Here is an 18,792-nt window from a genome sequence, read left to right as displayed (position 1 = left end):
AACTATAAAAAATCCAATGTTCGTTCTAAAGCCATTCCACGCGAACCTTTTATAAGAATAGTATAGTTTTCAATACCAACATCCTTTAACGAAGTAGAGAAAGAGTCAAATGATTCATAAAATTTAAACTGAGGATTATCAACTCTACTTAAATAAAACGCCCCACCTACAAAATAGCATTGCAGTTTTTTTTCTTTCAAAAGCGAATCAACAATTTCCTGATGTTCTTTCTTACTTTCGGCCCCTAATTCAAACATATCACCCAAGATCATTATTTTATTTGGACTATCTAACTGAAGGAAGTTTTCAATTGCTACAGCCATACTACTGGGATTAGCGTTGTACGCATCAAGGATAATCTGATTTGTTCCTTTCGTCAACAGTTGAGACCTGTTATTTTCCGGGATATAATTCTCCAAAGCCTCCTTAATAGATAAATCCTCTACTCCAAAGAACTTTCCTATCGAGATTGCCGCATTTAGATTATTGGCGTTGTAAAGCCCTATTAAATGAGAAGAAATCACAACGTCTGAATAACAAATAACCACAAAAGGATTCGCTTTAATAGATGTAATACATACATCCGCATTATTCCTATTTACACCAAAAGAAAATATTTTTAGACCTTTAGTTCTCTCCACTTGAATTGGATCTTCTAAGTTTACAAAGGCTAACTTATCATTTTGTGACAAATACTTGTACATTTCGCTTTTACCCTCTATAACACCTGCAACACCTCCAAATCCTTCTAAATGTGCTTTACCAAAATTCGTAATATATCCATAATCAGGTTTTGCAATTTCACAAAGAAATTCAATTTCCTTTTTATGATTGGCTCCCATTTCGACAATACCTATTTCCGTTTCTTTATTAAAAGACAACAAAGTCAAAGGAACCCCAATATGATTGTTAAGGTTGCCAACGGTCGCTTTTGTTCTATATTTTTTAGCCAAAACGACCTGAATTAACTCTTTGGTAGTTGTTTTCCCGTTACTTCCCGTAAGTGCTATAATAGGCAGATTTAGATACGTCCTATGGAATTTTGCTAATTCTTGCAAAGTAACCAAGCTATCTTTTACCAGAATAGTTCTTTCATCAATATAATAACTTTCATTATCAATTATCACGTAAGACGCACCCTTTGCCAAAGCTTCAACAGCAAATGTATTGGCATCAAATCGATCTCCTTTTATGGCAACAAATAATGAATTTGACTTTATTTTACGAGTGTCTATTGAAACTGATTTACAAATCAAAAATAAACTATGAATTTTAGCTATATCCATTTTAAAAACGATTAAAAAAAAAGCCCTAATGAAAGGGCTTTTATTATTATTTTATATTTTATTTAAATTAATTTCTTGCAGATTTTCTCTTTTCTGCTTTTGGACCAACTCTTGACATCGCACATCTAAATCCGATATAATCAGTAGCCATATCTTGTGGGAAATACCTTCTTTGAGCAGGGTCTAACCAATATGCTCTATCTCTCCAAGAACCACCTTTATAAACTCGTACATCATCATTTATCAAAGTAGTTCTCTTACTTGATTTATCATATTTTCTAACCATCAAACCTAAACTATCTGTTGTCACATTGTGTTTAGGTGAATTATACATTGCTTTATCCTCTTTCAAATTATCTGTCTCAGATGATCCAAAATCATAGTATATAGAAGACTGCTTATCACCATCTCTATAATTTATATTATTACTCTTGTCAAAATTTTGTCTTAAGTAAGTTTCATTTTCGTCCACCGGAACTTGTGCAATTTCTCCTGGAAAACTTCTTACAATAATTTTACCATTACTTAAGGTGTCTCTCTTCATCGTCTCTAAAGTGACTATTTCCACTTTACCGTCCTCACCAATTTTATTTTTCGTGTAACGGTTTCCTCTAAAGTAATTGAAATCATTTGCTTCCTTATCTACAATAGGTCTATAAACATCAGCTACCCATTCAGCCACATTTCCAGCCATATCATACAAGCCAAAATCATTTGCTGGATATTTTTTAACAGCATTCGTTATATCAGCTCCATCATCAGACCAACCTGCGATACCACCATAATCTCCATTACCTTGCTTAAAGTTAGCCAACTGATCTCCCCTGTTCTGTCTCTTCCCAGAACGGGTATAACTACCAGACCAAGGATATTTTTTCTGTCCTTTATAAATATTATATTCTCTTTGCCCCACATCGGCTGCAGCTGCATACTCCCATTCTGCCTCAGTAGGAAGTCTATACTCCGGTAAAATAATCCCTGAAGAACGTTGCGCATAAACATTCTTTTGTTCCGTCCCTTTCGCTTGTCGTCCATTTGACTTTTTAAGCACTACAGTCTCATTCTTGCCTCCGTAAGAACTTGTAGGGGAATTAATATAAGTTTCTGTATCGAAAACACTTTCAGCATCAACCTCATCCGTTTTGGCATTCTTTTTCAAATATCCGTTTTTCTCTAAGATTGCTTCGTTTACACGGTTTGTTCTCCATTTACTAAACTCTTGAGCTTGAATCCAGTTTACACCAACCACAGGATAATCAGCATAAGAAGGATGTCTCAAATAATTATTAGTCATAGTTTCATTATAACCCAATCTGTTTCTCCACACTAAAGTGTCTGGAGAAGCTCCTTCATAGATATGCTTATAATTATCTTCGCTTGGAGGGAACACACTTTTTAACCAATCCAAATACTCCAAATACATGAAGTTAGTCACCTCGGTTTCATCCATATAAAAGGATTGCACGTGCTGTTGCGTTGGAGTATTGTTCCAATCATGCATAACATCGTCCTGTACTTTACCCATAGTAAAAGTTCCACCTTCAACAAAAACTAATCCAGGTCCAGCGATTTGCTTTTTACCATCCGAAGCTTTTTTACGATCTACGTTCCAACCAGTAGCTCTTGATGAATTTTTTGAACTTGATTTTTTACTACAACTCGCCAAACCAATAATCATTGTTATTGACAGCATCAATCGTAAGGCTGTAATTTTATTTACTTTCATACTCTTTTAAAGGTAATAATTTAGGTCTTGCAATATAATAATTAACAATTAACTCACAATGCCGTTTGAAATAATTTTATCCAGATGATTTGTATCAAACGTATTATACAAATCAAACGCAAATTTATACTATTTATTATTTGTTTTTATACTAAAAGATATATTTTTACTTTATACATCTACTAACCTTTTATGCAGTTTAAGTAAAAAAATGCAAAAACTACTACTTTATAGTTTATTACTACTTTCTTATATAACCTTTGGACAAACCGCTGGTGACGTAACTATTGAATGGACAGAAAAAACATCAACTTCTTTTGAAACTTATACAATCAACATCCCGCAATTTAATGGTAGCAGTTATCAGTATGATGCAGCTGAAAAAAAACTTATATATACCTTAGAATTAACAGCACCGATACTTTCTCCCAACGCTGATATCCAAATCAGCAATTTAATTTTCGAATCTATCACCCCAGCTCAAATTGGAGATTTATCAGCTAAAAATATTCCGAAAGAAATATCATCTTCACTAAGAAATACGGAGTCTAGAGGCATTACACAATCCTTCCTCAGCGTATCTCCTATAATTAATGACGAAAATGGCTATAAAAGGATTAAATCTTTTTCGTACAAGATAAACAACACCACTACGGCAACAGCAAAAACGTCAAACTCAAATAAAGCAACAAACTCAATCTCCAATTCTGTATTAGCTTCCGGAGATTGGTATCGCTTTTATGTTGAAAAATCTGGCGTTTATAAAATATCAAAAAGCTTTCTGCAAGAATTAGGCATAGACTTGAACACCGTCAATCCTAAAAAACTTAAAATCTTTGGAAACGGTGGGAGAATGCTGCCCATGTCAAACGCCATTGATTATCCTTTTGATTTAACCGAAAACGCAATCGAACTTATTGGAGAAAACGACGGCAAATTCGATAACGAAGATTATATTTTATTTTATGCTGAAGGCGTTGACACCTATAATACAGAAAGCCAGACTAACATTAATCTCTATGACACTAAATCGTATTACTACATCACCACTTCAAGTGAGGATGGAAAAAGAATTAAGGAAATAAATCAACCTTCTGGCAACAGTACGATAAACATAAACACTTTTGATGATCACCAGTTCCATGAATTGGATTTAGTAAATATTGCAAAACTGGGCCGACAATGGTTTGGCGAAGCTTTTGACATTAACCAAGATCAGGAATTTGAATTTAATTTTCCAAACATAGACCTTTCGACACCAATAAAAATTAAAACGACTGCAGCTTCTGCAGCTTACACTCCAACATCTTTTAAAATTACTTCCGATGAACAACTCATTAATATGATATTCTTTCCAGCATTAAACACCAATTCCGACGTTGAATTTAATGTTGGTTCTTTACAGAATAACACTATTCTTACTGCATCAGAAAATGTGAAAATAAAATTAAGTTATAATAATAACGGCGTTCCGGGCTCAAAAGGTTTTTTAGACAACATTCAATTAATAGCCAAAAGGAAACTTCAAGGATATGGTAAACAATTTCACTTTCAATACGACGCCTCAATTGCTAGTCTAGGAACAGCAAACTACAGCTTTTCTAACTCAGCAACGATTAACCAAGTTTGGGATGTTACAGACCTATATAATGTAACGACAATTACAAACAACAATCAACAAGACTTTTCCTTTAAAGCAACTCTAGGAGAACTCCGTAAATATATAGCAATTGACGCTGCTGACTATTACCTTCCTTTAAAAGACAATAGACCTAAAGTCCAAAATCAAAACATTAAGGGCACTGTATTCAAAAGCAATCAAGGTCAATTTGAAGATATTGATTATGTAATTATTACTCCAAATTCTTTACTATCACAAGCCGAAAAACTAGCTATTTTCCATCGAAACTATTCTAAGCTGAACGTAAAAGTCATTACAACGGAGTCAATATATCCTGAATTTTCCTCAGGAAAACAAGATATAGCAGCAATTAGAAACTGTATCAAATATATTTATGACAACGCCTCGACTCCTGCAAAAAGGATAAGGTACGTCAATCTTTTTGGAGACGCTTCCTTTGATTATAAAAACCGAACCATCAACAATACAAACATCGTTCCTATATATCATGCGCTTAACAGCAACACAACGGGAGAACGCTCCTTTTCATCTGATGATTTTTTCGGCTTGATGGATAGTAATGAAGGAAATATAGTTTCTTTTTTTGGCGGTATTGATATTGCTGTTGGAAGAATGATTGTAAACAACCCACAGCAGGCCGAGGAAATGGTCAATAAAGTAATCGAGTACCATGACGCGAAATCATACGGAAGCTGGAGAAACAATTTTGTAATGATTAGCGATGACTCAGATGCAACTTCGGACGCCTCTTTGCAAAGCAGGCAAAATAAATTGGCCGAAAAAATCACATCCGAAAAGCCCTTTTTTAACATCAATAAGATTTTTTTGGATTCCTATACTCAAGAAGCATCTGCAGGAGGTTTTAGGTATCCAAAAGCAAGAACAGATATATTTAATGCATTCGAAAAAGGAGCATTAGTATTCAATTATTTAGGCCATGGAGGAGAAGACGGATTAGCTGCAGAAAGAATTTGGGAGAAATCTGACGGGCAAAATTTAAGTAACCAATACAAATACCCGCTATTCATAACGCTTACGTGTGAATTCTCCCGTTTTGACAATCCATTAAGACCCACAGCTGGCGAATATACTTACTGGAATCCAAAAGGTGGAGCCATCGCCATGATCACCACCGTTCGTGCTATCGGACAATTTAGCGCTGAAAATTTCAACGATCTGCTTTCTGAAAAACTATTCTCTTTTGGCTCCAGCCAATACATCTCAATTGCTGAAGCCTTACGAATTGCAAAAAATAGCAATCCAAACAGTGCCACAAATGTGGTTTTTTATTTAGGTGATCCCGCGTTAATCCTAGCAATACCGAAGCCAAAAATAAAACTCACAAAAGTAAATGATGTTCCTATTACACAAAGTACAGACGACTTTAAATCGTTAGCCCGCATGAAAGTGAGTGGAGAAATTACTGACGAAAATGACCAACTGCTAAACAATTATAATGGCGAGGTTTCCACTACAATATTTGACAAAACAATTCAAAGGGCTACATTTAATAATGACAACAATAGTCCTCCTATGAATTTTAATACACTAGGCGAAACGATTTTTAGAGGAAATGCTTCCGTTACAAATGGATTATTTGAATTTGATTTCGTGGTCCCTAGAGACATTCGCATTCCTTTAGGGAATGGAAAAATCAGTTTTTATGCTAAAAAAAGTCAGGCATTAGAAAATGAAAGTGGATTTGAAACCAATATCCAGATAGGAGGCGTTAATGAAAATGCCATCGAAGACAATAATAGTCCAAAAGTTAAGTTATATATGAATGACGAATCTTTTGTTTCTGGCGGTATAACAAACGCATCCCCATTCCTACTGGCTTTTCTCGAAGATGAAAATGGTATCAATACTGCTAGCGGTATTGGACATGATATTGTGGCTATTTTAGACGGAGACGTAAGTAATCCTTATTTATTAAATGATTATTATCAAACGAATCTGGATGATTATACTAAAGGAAGTTTGCGATTTCCGCTACGCAATTTAGCGATTGGCTTACATACTATTACATTCAAGGCCTGGGACGTATACAACAATCCCATAACCACTGAAATCCAGTTTTTAGTAGTTGGAGATGAAACGATAACTTTGACACATGTATTAAATTATCCAAATCCTTTTGTTAATTATACACAATTTTGGTTCACCCATAACAGACCCTACGAACCATTGGTAGTACAAGTTCAAGTGATGACAATAACGGGAAAGGTGGTCTGGACAACAAACCAAATTATTTCAACCGAAGGTTTTTTATCGAAAGAGATTACATGGGATGGTAAAGATGATTTTGGCAATAAGATAGGAAAAGGAGTATATATCTACAAACTAACTGTCAAATCAACCTTAACCAATAAAAGAGCAGAAAAGTTTGAAAAGCTTGTACTGCTTTAATAAAACACTATATTTGTTTAATGAATTTTTATAAAAAAATGAGGAAATTAATACTCTTTACAAGCTGTATACTCGCCGTTTCTTTTGCAAGCGCACAAGATAGAGTAATCACCACTGCAGTCCCTTTCTTATTAGTTTCTGCAGACGCCAGAGCTGCGGGTATGGCAGACATAGGAGTCGCTACATCAGCAGATGCTTTTTCACAACAATGGAATCCTGCAAAATATGCTTTTGCAATTGACAAACAAGGATTTTCCATGAGTTACACTCCGTATCTTACGGATTTAGCTAATGATATTTCTTTGGGGCAATTAACCTATTACAATAAAATAAGCGAACGCAGTGCTTTTGCCACTAGCATTCGATATTTTGGTTTTGGTGAAATCGAATTGCGCGAAACCGGAGACCAGAACGAAGTACCAAGAAAAGTAGCTCCAAATGAGTTTGCTCTTGACGGCTCTTACTCGTTAAAATTAAGCGAACAATTCTCTATGGCTGTTGCCGGCCGATATATTCATTCGAATTTAAAAGTAGTTACTGATAATGGAGATGCATCTGCAGCTAATTCATTTGCAATCGATGTTGCAGGGTTTTACCAATCAGAAGAAATAGCATACAATGAATTTAACGGAAGATGGAGAGCGGGATTTAATATTCAGAATTTAGGACCAAAAATCAGTTATGACAACGACGAAATAAGCACCAACTTTTTACCTGCCAATTTAAAACTAGGAACAGGGTTTGATTTTATTTTGGACGATTATAATAAAATTGCATTAAATGTAGAGTTCAATAAACTACTAGTACCAACTCCTCAAGATCCCGATTTAAATGGCGACGGTACAATTACCCCCGAAGAAAGAGCGCAAAATTTAGATAATTATAGATCTATTGGCTGGGTATCTGGTGTATTTAAATCATTTGGTGATGCCCCAGATGGCTTTGGCGAAGAAGCAAAAGAAGTAACTTACTCTATAGGGGCTGAATATTCATACCAAGAGTCTTTTGCCTTGCGCTTAGGATACTTTAATGAAAGCTCTCAGAAAGGCGCTAGAAAATTCTTTACTATGGGAGCGGGCTTTAAATACAATATCGTTAAAGTAGACCTCTCCTATTTATTTTCGGCTTCGAAAGTTAAAAATCCTTTAGAGAATACCTTACGTTTCTCTCTTACTTTTAATTTTGGTGATAAATATGATGTATATTAGCCAACTGTAAAATCTAATTTACAATCCAAATTTCAATCCCGTAATGCGGGCATGAAATTTGGATTTTTTTTCTTTAAAAACAATTAAATAATTATGAAGGAAATATCTATTGTTAGCACATTCTCTGTCTATAATTCGATTTCTGAATTACCAACTGACATTCAGGATTTACTATCTCAAGCGGTTGAAGTTCGAAAAAATGCATACGCTCCCTATTCTAAATTTAGAGTAGGCGTGGCTCTATTTTTAGACAACGGAAAGGTCGTAGTAGGCTCAAATCAGGAAAATGCTGCATATCCGTCAGGACTTTGTGCAGAGCGCGTCGCTATTTTTTATGCAGGAGCCGCTTATCCTGAAGCAAAGATTTTAAAAATGGCTATCACAGCAGCTTCTGACTCGAATAAAACTATAGCTCCTATTCCCCCATGCGGCGCTTGCAGGCAATCAATAGCTGAATATGAAATCCGACAAGAGACTCCAATCGAAATTTATTTCATGGGAGAAATAGGCGATATCTATAAATCAGATTCGCTGAAAAACTTACTGCCATTTATGTTCGACAAAAAATTCTTGTAAAAATTCTAAAAATTACCTATTAAATTTTACTCCTTAGATGGAATGTCTTATTTTTGCCATTCGCAAACTTGTGTGAGGAGACTATTTTGCGGTATAGGTACTAGTTGACAACACAATAAAACTTTAGCAAAAGAACAATTGAGATGAAAGAAGTTACAAAAGAGGTATACTTAAAGTGGTATGAAGACATGCTACTTTGGAGAAAGTTTGAAGACAAACTTGCAGCATTATACATTCAACAAAAAGTCCGAGGATTTTTGCATTTATACAATGGTCAAGAAGCTGTACTTGCAGGTGCTCTGCATGCGATGGACTTGTCTAAAGATAAAATGATTACTGCTTATAGAAATCATGTTCAACCTATAGGAATGGGTGTAGACCCAAGACGCGTTATGGCTGAGCTTTTAGGAAAAGTTACCGGAACTTCTAAAGGAATGGGTGGTTCTATGCATATCTTCTCTAAAGAACACCGTTTTTATGGTGGACACGGTATTGTAGGTGGACAAATTCCTGTAGGAGCTGGACTGGCTTTTGCGGATAAATATTTTGAAACAGGTGGAGTAACTATGACCTATTTTGGTGATGGCGCAGCCCGTCAAGGTTCATTACACGAAGCTTTTAACATGGCTATGTTATGGAAATTACCAGTTGTTTTTATCGTTGAGAATAACGGTTATGCAATGGGAACTTCTGTAGAAAGAACAGCCAATCACACAGATATATGGAAACTAGGTTTAGGCTACGAAATGCCTTGCGGACCTGTTGATGGAATGAATCCTGTAAAAGTAGCAGAAGCTATGACAGAAGCAATCGATAGAGCAAGACGTGGAGACGGACCAACATTCCTAGAAATGAAAACGTATCGTTACAGAGGACACTCAATGTCTGACGCACAACTATACCGTTCTAAAGAAGAAGTAGAAGAGTACAAAAAAATAGATCCTATTACTCAAGTTTTAGACTTGATAAAAGATCAAAATTATGCTACCGAAGAAGAAATTGCAGCGATTGATCAAAGAGTAAAAGATTTAGTTCAAGAATGTGTAGTCTTTGCTGAAGAGTCTGATTACCCGCCAGTGCAACAACTTTACGACGTAGTATACGATCAAGAAAACTATCCATTCATACCTCATAAACTATAAATCAATTATGGCAACAATTATTACAATGCCTCGTTTGAGCGATACTATGACGGAAGGAACGGTAGCGACTTGGCTTAAAAAAGTAGGGGATAAAATTAGCGAAGGAGATATCCTAGCTGAAATTGAAACTGACAAAGCAACAATGGAATTTGAGTCCTTCAATGAAGGTACTCTATTACACATAGGAATTCCAGAAGGAGAAACTGCAGCAGTAGATTCTTTACTTGCTATTATTGGAGAAGAAGGTGAAGATATTGCTGCTTTGATAGCAGGAAAGTCTTCAACGACTACAGAGGCAGCTGAAACTGCTCCTACTCCATCTGAAACCACAAAAGAAGAAAAAACAACACCAGCTGCAGCAGCCACTTTACCAAAAGGAGTTGTTGTAGTTACTATGCCACGTTTAAGCGATACCATGACAGAAGGTACAGTAGCGACTTGGTTAAAAAAGGTAGGTGATAAAATTAGTGAAGGTGATATCCTAGCTGAAATCGAAACTGATAAAGCTACAATGGAATTTGAGTCTTTCAATGAAGGATCCTTATTATACATAGGTATCGAAGAAGGAAACGCAGCTCCTGTTGATAGTTTATTAGCTATTATAGGCCCTGCAGGAACAGACATTTCAGGTATTGCAGAAAATCACGGTACTGAAGGTTCAGCAAAACCTAATGGGTCAACTGAAGAAACTAAATCAGCACCAGCTGAAGCAGCAACACCAGTAACTCAAGAAGCTGCCGCTGACGGAAAACGAATTTTAGCTTCGCCATTAGCAAAGAAAATTGCAAGTGACAAGGGAATTCAATTGACACAAGTAAAAGGTTCAGGTGAAAACGGACGTATTGTAAAAAGCGATATAGAAAACTTCACTCCTGCAACTGCCGCTCCACAACAAGCTGCCACTACACCAGCTCCAAAAACTGACGTTGCTGCCGCTCCTGCTGCTGCACCAAAAGTATTTGTTCCGGCCGGAGAAGTATTTACAGAGGAAATCAAAAATTCGCAAATGCGTAAAATCATTGCAAAAAGATTGGCTGAGTCTTTATTCACTGCACCTCATTACAACTTAACTATTGAAGTTACGATGGATGACGCAATGAAATCTAGAACTATAATCAACAGCGTTCCTGATACAAAAGTTTCTTTTAATGATATGGTCATCAAAGCATGTGCTATGGCATTGAAGAAACATCCAAAAATTAACTCTCAGTGGAAAGAAGATGCAATTACAATCAATCATCATGTTAATATTGGTGTTGCTGTAGCTGTAGAAGATGGATTAGTTGTACCTGTATTGAAATTTACAGATGCAATGAGTTTATCTCAAATTGGCGGAAGCGTGAGAGATCTTGCTGGAAGAGCTAAAAACAAAAAACTACTACCAACAGAAATGGAAGGAAGTACGTTTACAGTTTCTAACCTAGGAATGTTTGGTATCGTAGAATTTAATTCTATTATCAATCAACCTAACTCTGCAATCCTATCTGTAGGAGCAATTGTAGAGAAACCAGTGGTTAAAAACGGCCAAATTGTTGTAGGGAATACCATGATGTTGTCTCTGGCATGCGACCACCGTACTATCGATGGAGCAACTGGGGCTCAGTTCTTACAAACATTAAAACAATACATTGAAAATCCAGTAACGATGCTTGCATAATTACTGATTCTGTATAAAAATAAAACCCGTCTTGAGTAGTCTTGGCGGGTTTTTTATTTGGGCATGATCCCGCTTCCGCTAAAGTTTCAGCGGTGTCGGGCTGTTCGCTATATCTTTTATTCCTCTCGTTAAAAAACGAGATCCATAAAAGGATGCCGCTTCCATCCCTCATGCAAAAAAAACATAATACTAAACAGAAAAATCCAATAATTAAGATTACTCCATCGTTAATGATTGGCATTTCAGCATCAACTAATGCGGAGAGCAGAATTCTAATACTATTAAAAATTTTCACCGAATTTTACAAAAATTAAATTTTCCATGCCATGATTGAAAAACAATATATCGAACCTAATGAAGGTTTTTCTCAAACAGTTGTTGTAAAAACGGGAACTTACAAAACAATTTATATTTCGGGCCAAATTGGACTTGGCGGTACTTTAGAATTACAAACTATTGCTACCTTCCAAAATTTAGAAAAACAACTGCACAATTGTGGCGCAACATTTAAAGATGTCGTTAAAATGACTACCTATATAGTGAATTTTAATCCAGAAATTGATTTACCCGTTTTTAGAAAAATTAGAAATGCTTTTCTAGGAAATGAAAATTATCCCGCTAGTACCTTGGTCGGTGTCACGATACTAGGAAACAGAGGCTGGTTAATAGAGATTGAGGCAATTGCCATAGTTTTATAAAGCAAAAACTCCACCATAGGACAGATGCTAAACATATTCTTAAATTAGCATAAATTGAAAGCAACTACACTTTATTCTTCCCCTCAATCCACATAGACATATACTTTGTACTTTTCAGAGTATGATGTTGCAGTAACGATCCCATAAAATTATTCAAACGATGTTGTTGCAAATTAGCTTGCAAATACTTTATCTTTTCCTTAAAATCAGTGTCAAATAATCGTCTTAAATATCGGTGATTAATTATTTCAATTCCGTTTTTTTGCGCTTTCTGCCAAAGCTCTTCAACCTGATACAACTGTACGGCGTGCTTTGTAAAAGCTTCCACATCATCAGATATACAACCATTCCAGTCCAAATTCCCATGCATCGATTCTGCTCCAATAGTAGTTGTAACACTAGGCGTTCCACAATACATAGCTTCTAATAGTTTTCCTTTCATTCCTGCTCCAAAACGCAAAGGCGCTAAAACCACACGCGCTCGCTGAACTACTTCATTTGCATCAGCGGCACGACCTCGTATCAAGAAACCTTCCTTGACATTATTCAGCTGTAAAACCTTTTGAGACGGATAAGCACCATAAACATTTAAAACCGCCTCTGGTAATTGCTTTTTTATTTTCGACCATATGGTTTCTTTCAAATATTGAACAGCATTCCAATTAGGTTCATGCAGAAAATTACCTATGAAAACAAAATTCTCTCTTTCTTCAAATGAAGGCAATAAATCTAAATCCACATTAGTTAAAGGTTCCAATAAAAAAGGCAAATAAAACAACAAACAACTATCAATTTTAAAAGTACCTGTAAGTAATTCCATTTCATATTCTGAAATCATCAAAGACAAATCGCAACGTAAAAGACTTGCAATTTCTCTTTTAGCGACTTCTTCCATCAACAAATCAGCGATTTTAAAATCCCTTTTCTCCTTAAATGCCTTTTGACGTGCCAATCGCAAACAGTGTAAATCTTCGGTATCTAGTAATCTTAATGCATTTGGACAATTTTCGCTAACCCGCCATCCAAATTGTTCTTCCATCATAAAACGATCAAACAATACTATTGATGGATTCAATTCTTTGACGAATACATCGAAACTAGTGCAATTTAGAGTAATCGACTTTTTCACTACTCCAACTATTTCAAGATCGATCATAAAATCACTATCCGTAGCGGGGCTGGCCAATGTAATCCCGAATCCCTCCTCTTTAAATAGAGAAATTAACTGTAGCATTCTGCTTCCCGCAGCCGAAGAATTAGGTTCTGGCCAGACGCTACCGATTATTAAAAGCTTTTTTAACTGATTCATATTGATATTTAAATTCGATTACAAAATAATACAATTTAGACCTCTAAACCATCATTAAAACTAAAAATCAGAAAGAAAACACTAATTTTGCTATAATTAAATAAAATGACATGTTAGGATTAAAATTAGTCACAGACCCAAGATGGGTAAATATAGTTGAATCAAATATTGAAGAAATTTTGACAGACCATGCCTGGTGTGAACAAAAAGCGGCGTCGAATGCTATAAGTCTTATCACGCAAAATTCGGAAAAAGAAGAATTAGTAACAGAATTGATGATTGTTGCCCGAGAAGAACTAGAACACCTACAAATGGTCCACGATTTAATAAAAAGCAAAGGACTGACTTTGGGCCGTGAACGAAAGGATCACTACGTAAATGAACTTTTTAAATTCATGAAAAAAGACGGTAGCCGCAGTGACGCTTTGTGTGAGCGTTTACTGTTTTCTGCTATGATTGAAGCTCGCAGCTGTGAACGATTTAAGGTGCTATCAGAAAACATTAAAGATCCAGTATTGGCTAAATTCTATCGCGACCTTATGATTTCCGAAGCTGGACATTATACGATGTTTTTAGGCTTTGCCAGAAAATATGCAGACAATGTTGATGTAGACAAAAGATGGCAAGAATGGATTGAATTTGAAACTTCCATCATTGTCAACTACGGAAAAAACGAAACAATTCACGGTTAATAAATCTATTATATAAAAAAAGGGATATCTTTCGATCATCCCTTCTTTATTTTTATTTAATTATCATAAATTCTGACCGTCTATTTACGGCGTGATCTTCATCACTACATTTCGAATGACAATCAATTTTTAATTCAGATTCTCCAAAACCTTTTCCTGAAATATTTTTAGGACTTACTCCCTTATAAACTAAATAGTTAACAGTTGACTCAGCTCTTCTCTCCGAAAGTTTCATGTTATAATCATCAGTACCTCTGCTATCAGTATGCGATTTAACATATATTTTTAAACTACTATTTTGTGACATCATATAAACCAATTTGTCTAACTCAGTAGCAGCTAATGTGGTAATATCACTTTTATCATAATCGAAATAAATTGGATTTAAAATAATCTCGCTTTCTGTCACAACAACATTAATAGGGTCAAGTTTAGCTTCAACTACAAACTCACCACCATTGATAACAGTTACAGGAAGTGATTTTGACACGTATCCATCTTTTCCGACCTCTACAACATAAGACCTATCATTTTTCGCACTATAAATCACCTCCCCTTTTGGATTACTTAATTGCCTATCCAATTGTTTTTTATCAGCATCGAAAATAGCTACTCTAGCATTGTCTAAAACATTTCCGTCAACAGAATTACTAACGATTGCACGTATTTGCCCATTTCCAATTACTACAACTGAAGAATAAATCTGATCTCTACCAGAACGGTTACTGGAAATATAACCCTTTTTATCTTTCTTATTAAAAGTGAAAGCAAAATCATCTTTTTCAGAATTGACTGGCTTTCCTAAGTTATTTGCTAGTTGCATTTTATCTGGACTAAACGAAAACACATCAAAACCACCTAAACCAGTTAGTCCTTTCGAAGAAAAATATAATACGCCTTCATCAGAAATAAATGGAAAACTCTCGTCTTCGGTAGTGTTAACTTTATCACCTAAATTTACAGGCGTCCCAAAGCTTCCATCTGTATTTACACTTGCTTTCCATATATCTAAGCCACCGATTGACCCAGGCATATTAGAAGCAAAATAAAGCGTGCTTCCATCTTTTGAAATCGAGGGATTACTAACTGAATAGGTTTTTCCATTAAATGGCAATGGCATAATATTTATCCATATCCCATTATCATTACTCGCCTTAAACAAGTTTACTTGTCCGTATTTTACTTTTCTAGCCTTATTTTTCTCGAACATCTTTTCGTTAAAACTTTCACTGGAAAAATAAACTATTTTTCCATCCCTGGTCATTGTTAAAGGCCCTTCATGATAAACTGAATTAAGCCCAGACATAAGAGTAGGTTTTGAATAAGTCGCCCCTTGTTCGTCAAAATTTGATTGATATAAATCTAAGAAAGGCTCGTTGTTCCAACCATAAATTTTTCGACTTTCATTCCTAGAACTCGCAAAATAAACAACATTGTTATATTGTATAGCACCAAAATCAGATTTATCTGAATTAAATTCTAATTTATTTAGATCGAATAATTTCTCTTGCGCTGATATCTTAGATAAATAATCTGGATTCTTAATAAATTCAATTGCCCTTGGATCGTTTGGTTTCATAGCGGCAAATACTTTCATCTGGCGATCAGCCTCTGCATACTTCCCATTTGACTTCAACAGTTGCGCATACCTGTAATAAGTATCTGCATCCTGTTTAGAGGTGAAGGCTTGCGCATACCACTTTTCAGCTTCAGTTGTATTATTCATGTAATAATAACAGGCTCCAAGTTGTTTTAAAACGTAAGAATCATTGTTCCCTTTTTCGACTAACAACTTATAAGCATTCGCCGCTTTAACATAATCGTATCTATCAAACAAATTATCCGCAGATTTAGTTTGTTTACTTTGTGCCAAAATAGCCATGCTACTAAAAACAAAAAATAAAATGGTAGTATATTTTTTCATTAATTAAAATTTTGCATTAGAAAAATCGAGGTGAACGTGAAGCTTTTTTTGCTGTAAACAAATCATATAAGATTATAAACTCGTGCGATGATGGCGTCGAAATTTTTAAATCCGAAACAATATGATCATAAGCATATCCAATTCTTAATTCAGGAGTAATCGCAAAATTTACCATAGCGCCAAAACTATCTTCTAATCGATATGTCGCTCCAAGCTCTATTTTCTCCATGTACAAAAAATTCGCAGATACATCTAGAGACGGCGTAACATTAAACGCAGATTTCAACATGAAAGACGGCTTGAACTTTAATTCATAACTAAGGTCAAAAACATATCCTCCTGTTAAAAAATAATGAGAAACATCTGAACCATACTCACGTCCATTGTAATCCAAATGAGCAGATTTTGCCATATTAGGTACTGACAAAGCCACATAATATTTATCAGAGTAATAAAAAATACCCGCTCCTATATTTAAAGTAGCATCATTTATATCCTCCCCAAAAACTCCATCAGAAGGATCCGGTAAAGTAGATTGAATATCTCTTAAACCAACTTGATGAAACGACACACCCGCTTTTATTCCGAATGCCAATCGGTGCGTCTCATTTAATTTTAATGTGTACGAAAAATCCCCGAAAACATTTTGCTCTGTTACTGGTCCAATTTTATCTGAAATAACAGACAATCCAAGTCCAACATTACTTCCTACAGGAGCGTGTCCCGAAAAAGTAAAAGTTGTAGGAGCATCATCGATATTGACCCACTGCTTTCTATACAGCGCTCCAAAAGAAATACTTTCTTTTGAACCTGCGTAAGCAGGATTAACAACATTCATATTATACATATACTGAGTATAATGGGGGTTCTGTTGTGCATATGAATCCATATAGGCAATAAGAACTATAATAGAGGTCAAAAATATTTTATTCATATCTATTTGTTTTTTGTTTTGTTCGTCCAAATCGTAATTGTGGAGATACAAAATAAATTAATCTATTATTTTTCTCTGATTAAATAAATCCAACCTGTTTTTATTTCGCCTTTATCAAGTTCCATTACATAGTAATACGTTGCGCTAGGAAGATTTTCGCCTTTATTTGACTGTCCTTTCCATTGGTCCGTATAATTTGCTTGCTCATAAACTTTAATTCCATATCTATTAAATATTTCCAGTTTTTTCACATCCATTAATGTTAAATCAAAATAGTCATTTAACCCATTACCATCTGGCGAAATTCCTTTTTGTATATTACAATAAATGGTCTCCACTGTAATCGTTTTATTTGTTTCACAACCCGTTGCTGTTGATGTTACCGTTAAACTATAGTTTAAAGGAAATACTTCCTTTACAGTGGTTGAAGCTATCAGATCTGAAACATTTAAAATATTTGAATTTGTTCCAACTGGAGAACCGGAACTATCTTTCCATTGGTAATCTACATTATTGGGGTCATATGAACTAGACAACGGATTAGCTGTAATAACATAATCTTTATCTATACAGCCAGCGATGATTTCAAATTGAATTTGTGGAGGTATTGGATTAACTGTAATACTTGCTGAAGCAGAACATGTTCCAAAAGTAGCTGTCACAACATAATTCCCTGAAGGCGCAGTTACTAAATCCACGGACCTTACAACCCCTGTTGATGGACTTATCGTGTATGAATAAGCAGCATTATAATTGGAAATTTTAAAGCTTCCCGAAGAAGAAATACAACTTGGCTGGGCATTAATACTTAATATAGGTTGAACTGGTAATGAAAGCACTGAATTAGTGATTACTGAGCTTGTAGAAATACAACCTGAAGCATTAGTAACAACCACATCTACATTTTGACCATTTGTTAAACTTGATGTTACATAAGTTGCCGAAGTTCCATTTTGAACACTTGAATTATTTACTCTAAAATTATAATTAACACCACCCCCTGCAGTGAAGGTTACTGAAGTACCTGAGCAAAATGAATTATCAGAATCATTACTTGACAAAGTAGCGATTGGCAAAGGATTTACAGTAAATGTTTGTGTTATTTCGCATCCATTATTATTGGTATAGGTTATTAGACTCGTACCAACTGCAACTCCCGTTACAACTCCTGAACTATTTATGGTAGCAATAGTCGGGGAAGCAGACACCCATGGATTTGTATCGTTTGGTGTAGCCGAAGCTGTTAATGTTGTTGTTAATCCAATACAAACGTTTAGAGTACCAGTTATGGTTGGCAAAGAATTCACAGTTACTGTTTGAGTAACGGTACAACCATTACTATTTGTATATGTAATTACACTTGTACCAGTTGAAACTCCTGTTACAACTCCAGAATTACTAACCGTAGCTATAGATGGATTAGCAGACACCCAAGGATTGGAAGCATTGGGAGTAGCCGAAGCTGTTAATGTTGTTGTAGAACCAACACAAAGAGTCGAAGTACCTGTTATCGTTGGCAAAGGATTTACAGTTATTGTTTGCGTAATTGTACAACCATTAATATCAGTATATCTTATCAAACTAGTACC

13 protein-coding genes are annotated in these 18,792 nt (G+C 35.3%); 7 read left to right on the top strand and 6 right to left on the bottom strand.

The features are described from left to right. Positions 1-2: 2 nt before the first annotated feature. Entirely contained in the window at positions 3-1,286 is a 1,284-nt protein-coding gene (locus FQU23_RS07220) for a UDP-N-acetylmuramoyl-tripeptide--D-alanyl-D-alanine ligase (protein WP_147673293.1), read from the bottom strand. Between the two features lie 67 nt (positions 1,287-1,353). Further along, the gene (gldJ, locus tag FQU23_RS07215; protein WP_147673292.1) at positions 1,354-3,012 is read right to left on the bottom strand and encodes a gliding motility lipoprotein GldJ; all 1,659 of its coding nucleotides are present in this window, start codon (positions 3,010-3,012) and stop codon (positions 1,354-1,356) included. A gap of 211 nt (positions 3,013-3,223) precedes the next feature. On the opposite strand from gldJ, the gene porU reads away from it, so the two are divergent. From porU to FQU23_RS07185, 6 genes are all read left to right on the top strand, one after another. Beyond that, positions 3,224-7,063, top strand: coding sequence for a type IX secretion system sortase PorU (gene porU / locus FQU23_RS07210; protein ID WP_147673291.1), 3,840 nt, complete (start codon positions 3,224-3,226; stop codon positions 7,061-7,063). 38 nt (positions 7,064-7,101) lie between these two features. Beyond that, a complete protein-coding gene (porV, locus tag FQU23_RS07205) occupies positions 7,102-8,271 on the top strand; it encodes a type IX secretion system outer membrane channel protein PorV (RefSeq protein WP_147673290.1) in 1,170 nt (389 codons plus the stop codon). A 93-nt stretch (positions 8,272-8,364) separates the two neighbouring features. Beyond that, positions 8,365-8,847: a cytidine deaminase gene (cdd, locus tag FQU23_RS07200; protein ID WP_147673289.1), complete on the top strand. Its 483-nt coding sequence runs from the start codon at positions 8,365-8,367 to the stop codon at positions 8,845-8,847. A gap of 143 nt (positions 8,848-8,990) precedes the next feature. Further along, positions 8,991-9,989: a pyruvate dehydrogenase (acetyl-transferring) E1 component subunit alpha gene (gene pdhA / locus FQU23_RS07195; RefSeq protein ID WP_147673288.1), complete on the top strand. Its 999-nt coding sequence runs from the start codon at positions 8,991-8,993 to the stop codon at positions 9,987-9,989. Between the two features lie 7 nt (positions 9,990-9,996). After that, positions 9,997-11,646 carry a pyruvate dehydrogenase complex dihydrolipoamide acetyltransferase gene (locus FQU23_RS07190; RefSeq protein ID WP_147673287.1) on the top strand — a complete coding sequence of 550 codons (1,650 nt, stop codon included), beginning with the start codon at positions 9,997-9,999 and terminating at the stop codon, positions 11,644-11,646. A gap of 326 nt (positions 11,647-11,972) precedes the next feature. Then, positions 11,973-12,344: a RidA family protein gene (locus FQU23_RS07185; RefSeq protein ID WP_132110010.1), complete on the top strand. Its 372-nt coding sequence runs from the start codon at positions 11,973-11,975 to the stop codon at positions 12,342-12,344. Positions 12,345-12,408: 64 nt separating this feature from the next. Here the strand turns inward: FQU23_RS07185 and FQU23_RS07180 are convergent, their stop codons facing one another. Further along, the gene (locus FQU23_RS07180) at positions 12,409-13,653 is read right to left on the bottom strand and encodes a glycosyltransferase (RefSeq protein ID WP_147673286.1); all 1,245 of its coding nucleotides are present in this window, start codon (positions 13,651-13,653) and stop codon (positions 12,409-12,411) included. A 110-nt stretch (positions 13,654-13,763) separates the two neighbouring features. Here FQU23_RS07180 and FQU23_RS07175 point away from each other — a divergent pair, with 110 nt between their 5' ends. Beyond that, complete coding sequence (locus tag FQU23_RS07175) at positions 13,764-14,345, top strand: tRNA-(ms[2]io[6]A)-hydroxylase (RefSeq protein WP_147673285.1); 582 nt, start codon at positions 13,764-13,766, stop codon at positions 14,343-14,345. A gap of 52 nt (positions 14,346-14,397) precedes the next feature. Here FQU23_RS07175 and FQU23_RS07170 read toward each other — a convergent pair whose 3' ends face one another. The 3 genes from FQU23_RS07170 to FQU23_RS07160 form a co-directional block, all read right to left on the bottom strand. After that, positions 14,398-16,269, bottom strand: a complete 1,872-nt coding sequence (locus tag FQU23_RS07170) for an OmpA family protein (RefSeq protein ID WP_147673284.1) — start codon at positions 16,267-16,269, stop codon at positions 14,398-14,400. Between the two features lie 16 nt (positions 16,270-16,285). Further along, positions 16,286-17,203 carry a type IX secretion system membrane protein PorP/SprF gene (locus FQU23_RS07165; RefSeq protein WP_147673283.1) on the bottom strand — a complete coding sequence of 306 codons (918 nt, stop codon included), beginning with the start codon at positions 17,201-17,203 and terminating at the stop codon, positions 16,286-16,288. 65 nt (positions 17,204-17,268) lie between these two features. Then, on the bottom strand, positions 17,269-18,792 hold a 1,524-nt coding region (locus FQU23_RS07160), incomplete at its 5' end, for a gliding motility-associated C-terminal domain-containing protein (protein WP_147673282.1).

Source organism: Flavobacterium sp. XN-5 (assembly GCF_008033395.2).
GTDB lineage: Bacteria > Bacteroidota > Bacteroidia > Flavobacteriales > Flavobacteriaceae > Flavobacterium > Flavobacterium hiemivividum.
This window is presented reverse-complemented; position numbering and strand designations above follow the sequence as displayed.

Excerpts from the sequence above, each read along its gene's own strand:
- FQU23_RS07180 (WP_147673286.1), bottom strand. The coding sequence starts at position 13,653 with ATGAATCAGTTAAAAAAGCTTTTAATAATCGGTAGCGTCTGGCCAGAA.
- FQU23_RS07165 (WP_147673283.1), bottom strand. The coding sequence starts at position 17,203 with ATGAATAAAATATTTTTGACCTCTATTATAGTTCTTATTGCCTATATG.
- porV (WP_147673290.1), top strand. The coding sequence starts at position 7,102 with ATGAGGAAATTAATACTCTTTACAAGCTGTATACTCGCCGTTTCTTTT.
- FQU23_RS07170 (WP_147673284.1), bottom strand. The coding sequence starts at position 16,269 with ATGAAAAAATATACTACCATTTTATTTTTTGTTTTTAGTAGCATGGCT.
- FQU23_RS07220 (WP_147673293.1), bottom strand. The coding sequence starts at position 1,286 with ATGGATATAGCTAAAATTCATAGTTTATTTTTGATTTGTAAATCAGTT.
- porU (WP_147673291.1), top strand. The coding sequence starts at position 3,224 with ATGCAAAAACTACTACTTTATAGTTTATTACTACTTTCTTATATAACC.
- FQU23_RS07190 (WP_147673287.1), top strand. The coding sequence starts at position 9,997 with ATGGCAACAATTATTACAATGCCTCGTTTGAGCGATACTATGACGGAA.
- cdd (WP_147673289.1), top strand. The coding sequence starts at position 8,365 with ATGAAGGAAATATCTATTGTTAGCACATTCTCTGTCTATAATTCGATT.
- FQU23_RS07175 (WP_147673285.1), top strand. The coding sequence starts at position 13,764 with ATGTTAGGATTAAAATTAGTCACAGACCCAAGATGGGTAAATATAGTT.
- gldJ (WP_147673292.1), bottom strand. The coding sequence starts at position 3,012 with ATGAAAGTAAATAAAATTACAGCCTTACGATTGATGCTGTCAATAACA.
- pdhA (WP_147673288.1), top strand. The coding sequence starts at position 8,991 with ATGAAAGAAGTTACAAAAGAGGTATACTTAAAGTGGTATGAAGACATG.
- FQU23_RS07185 (WP_132110010.1), top strand. The coding sequence starts at position 11,973 with ATGATTGAAAAACAATATATCGAACCTAATGAAGGTTTTTCTCAAACA.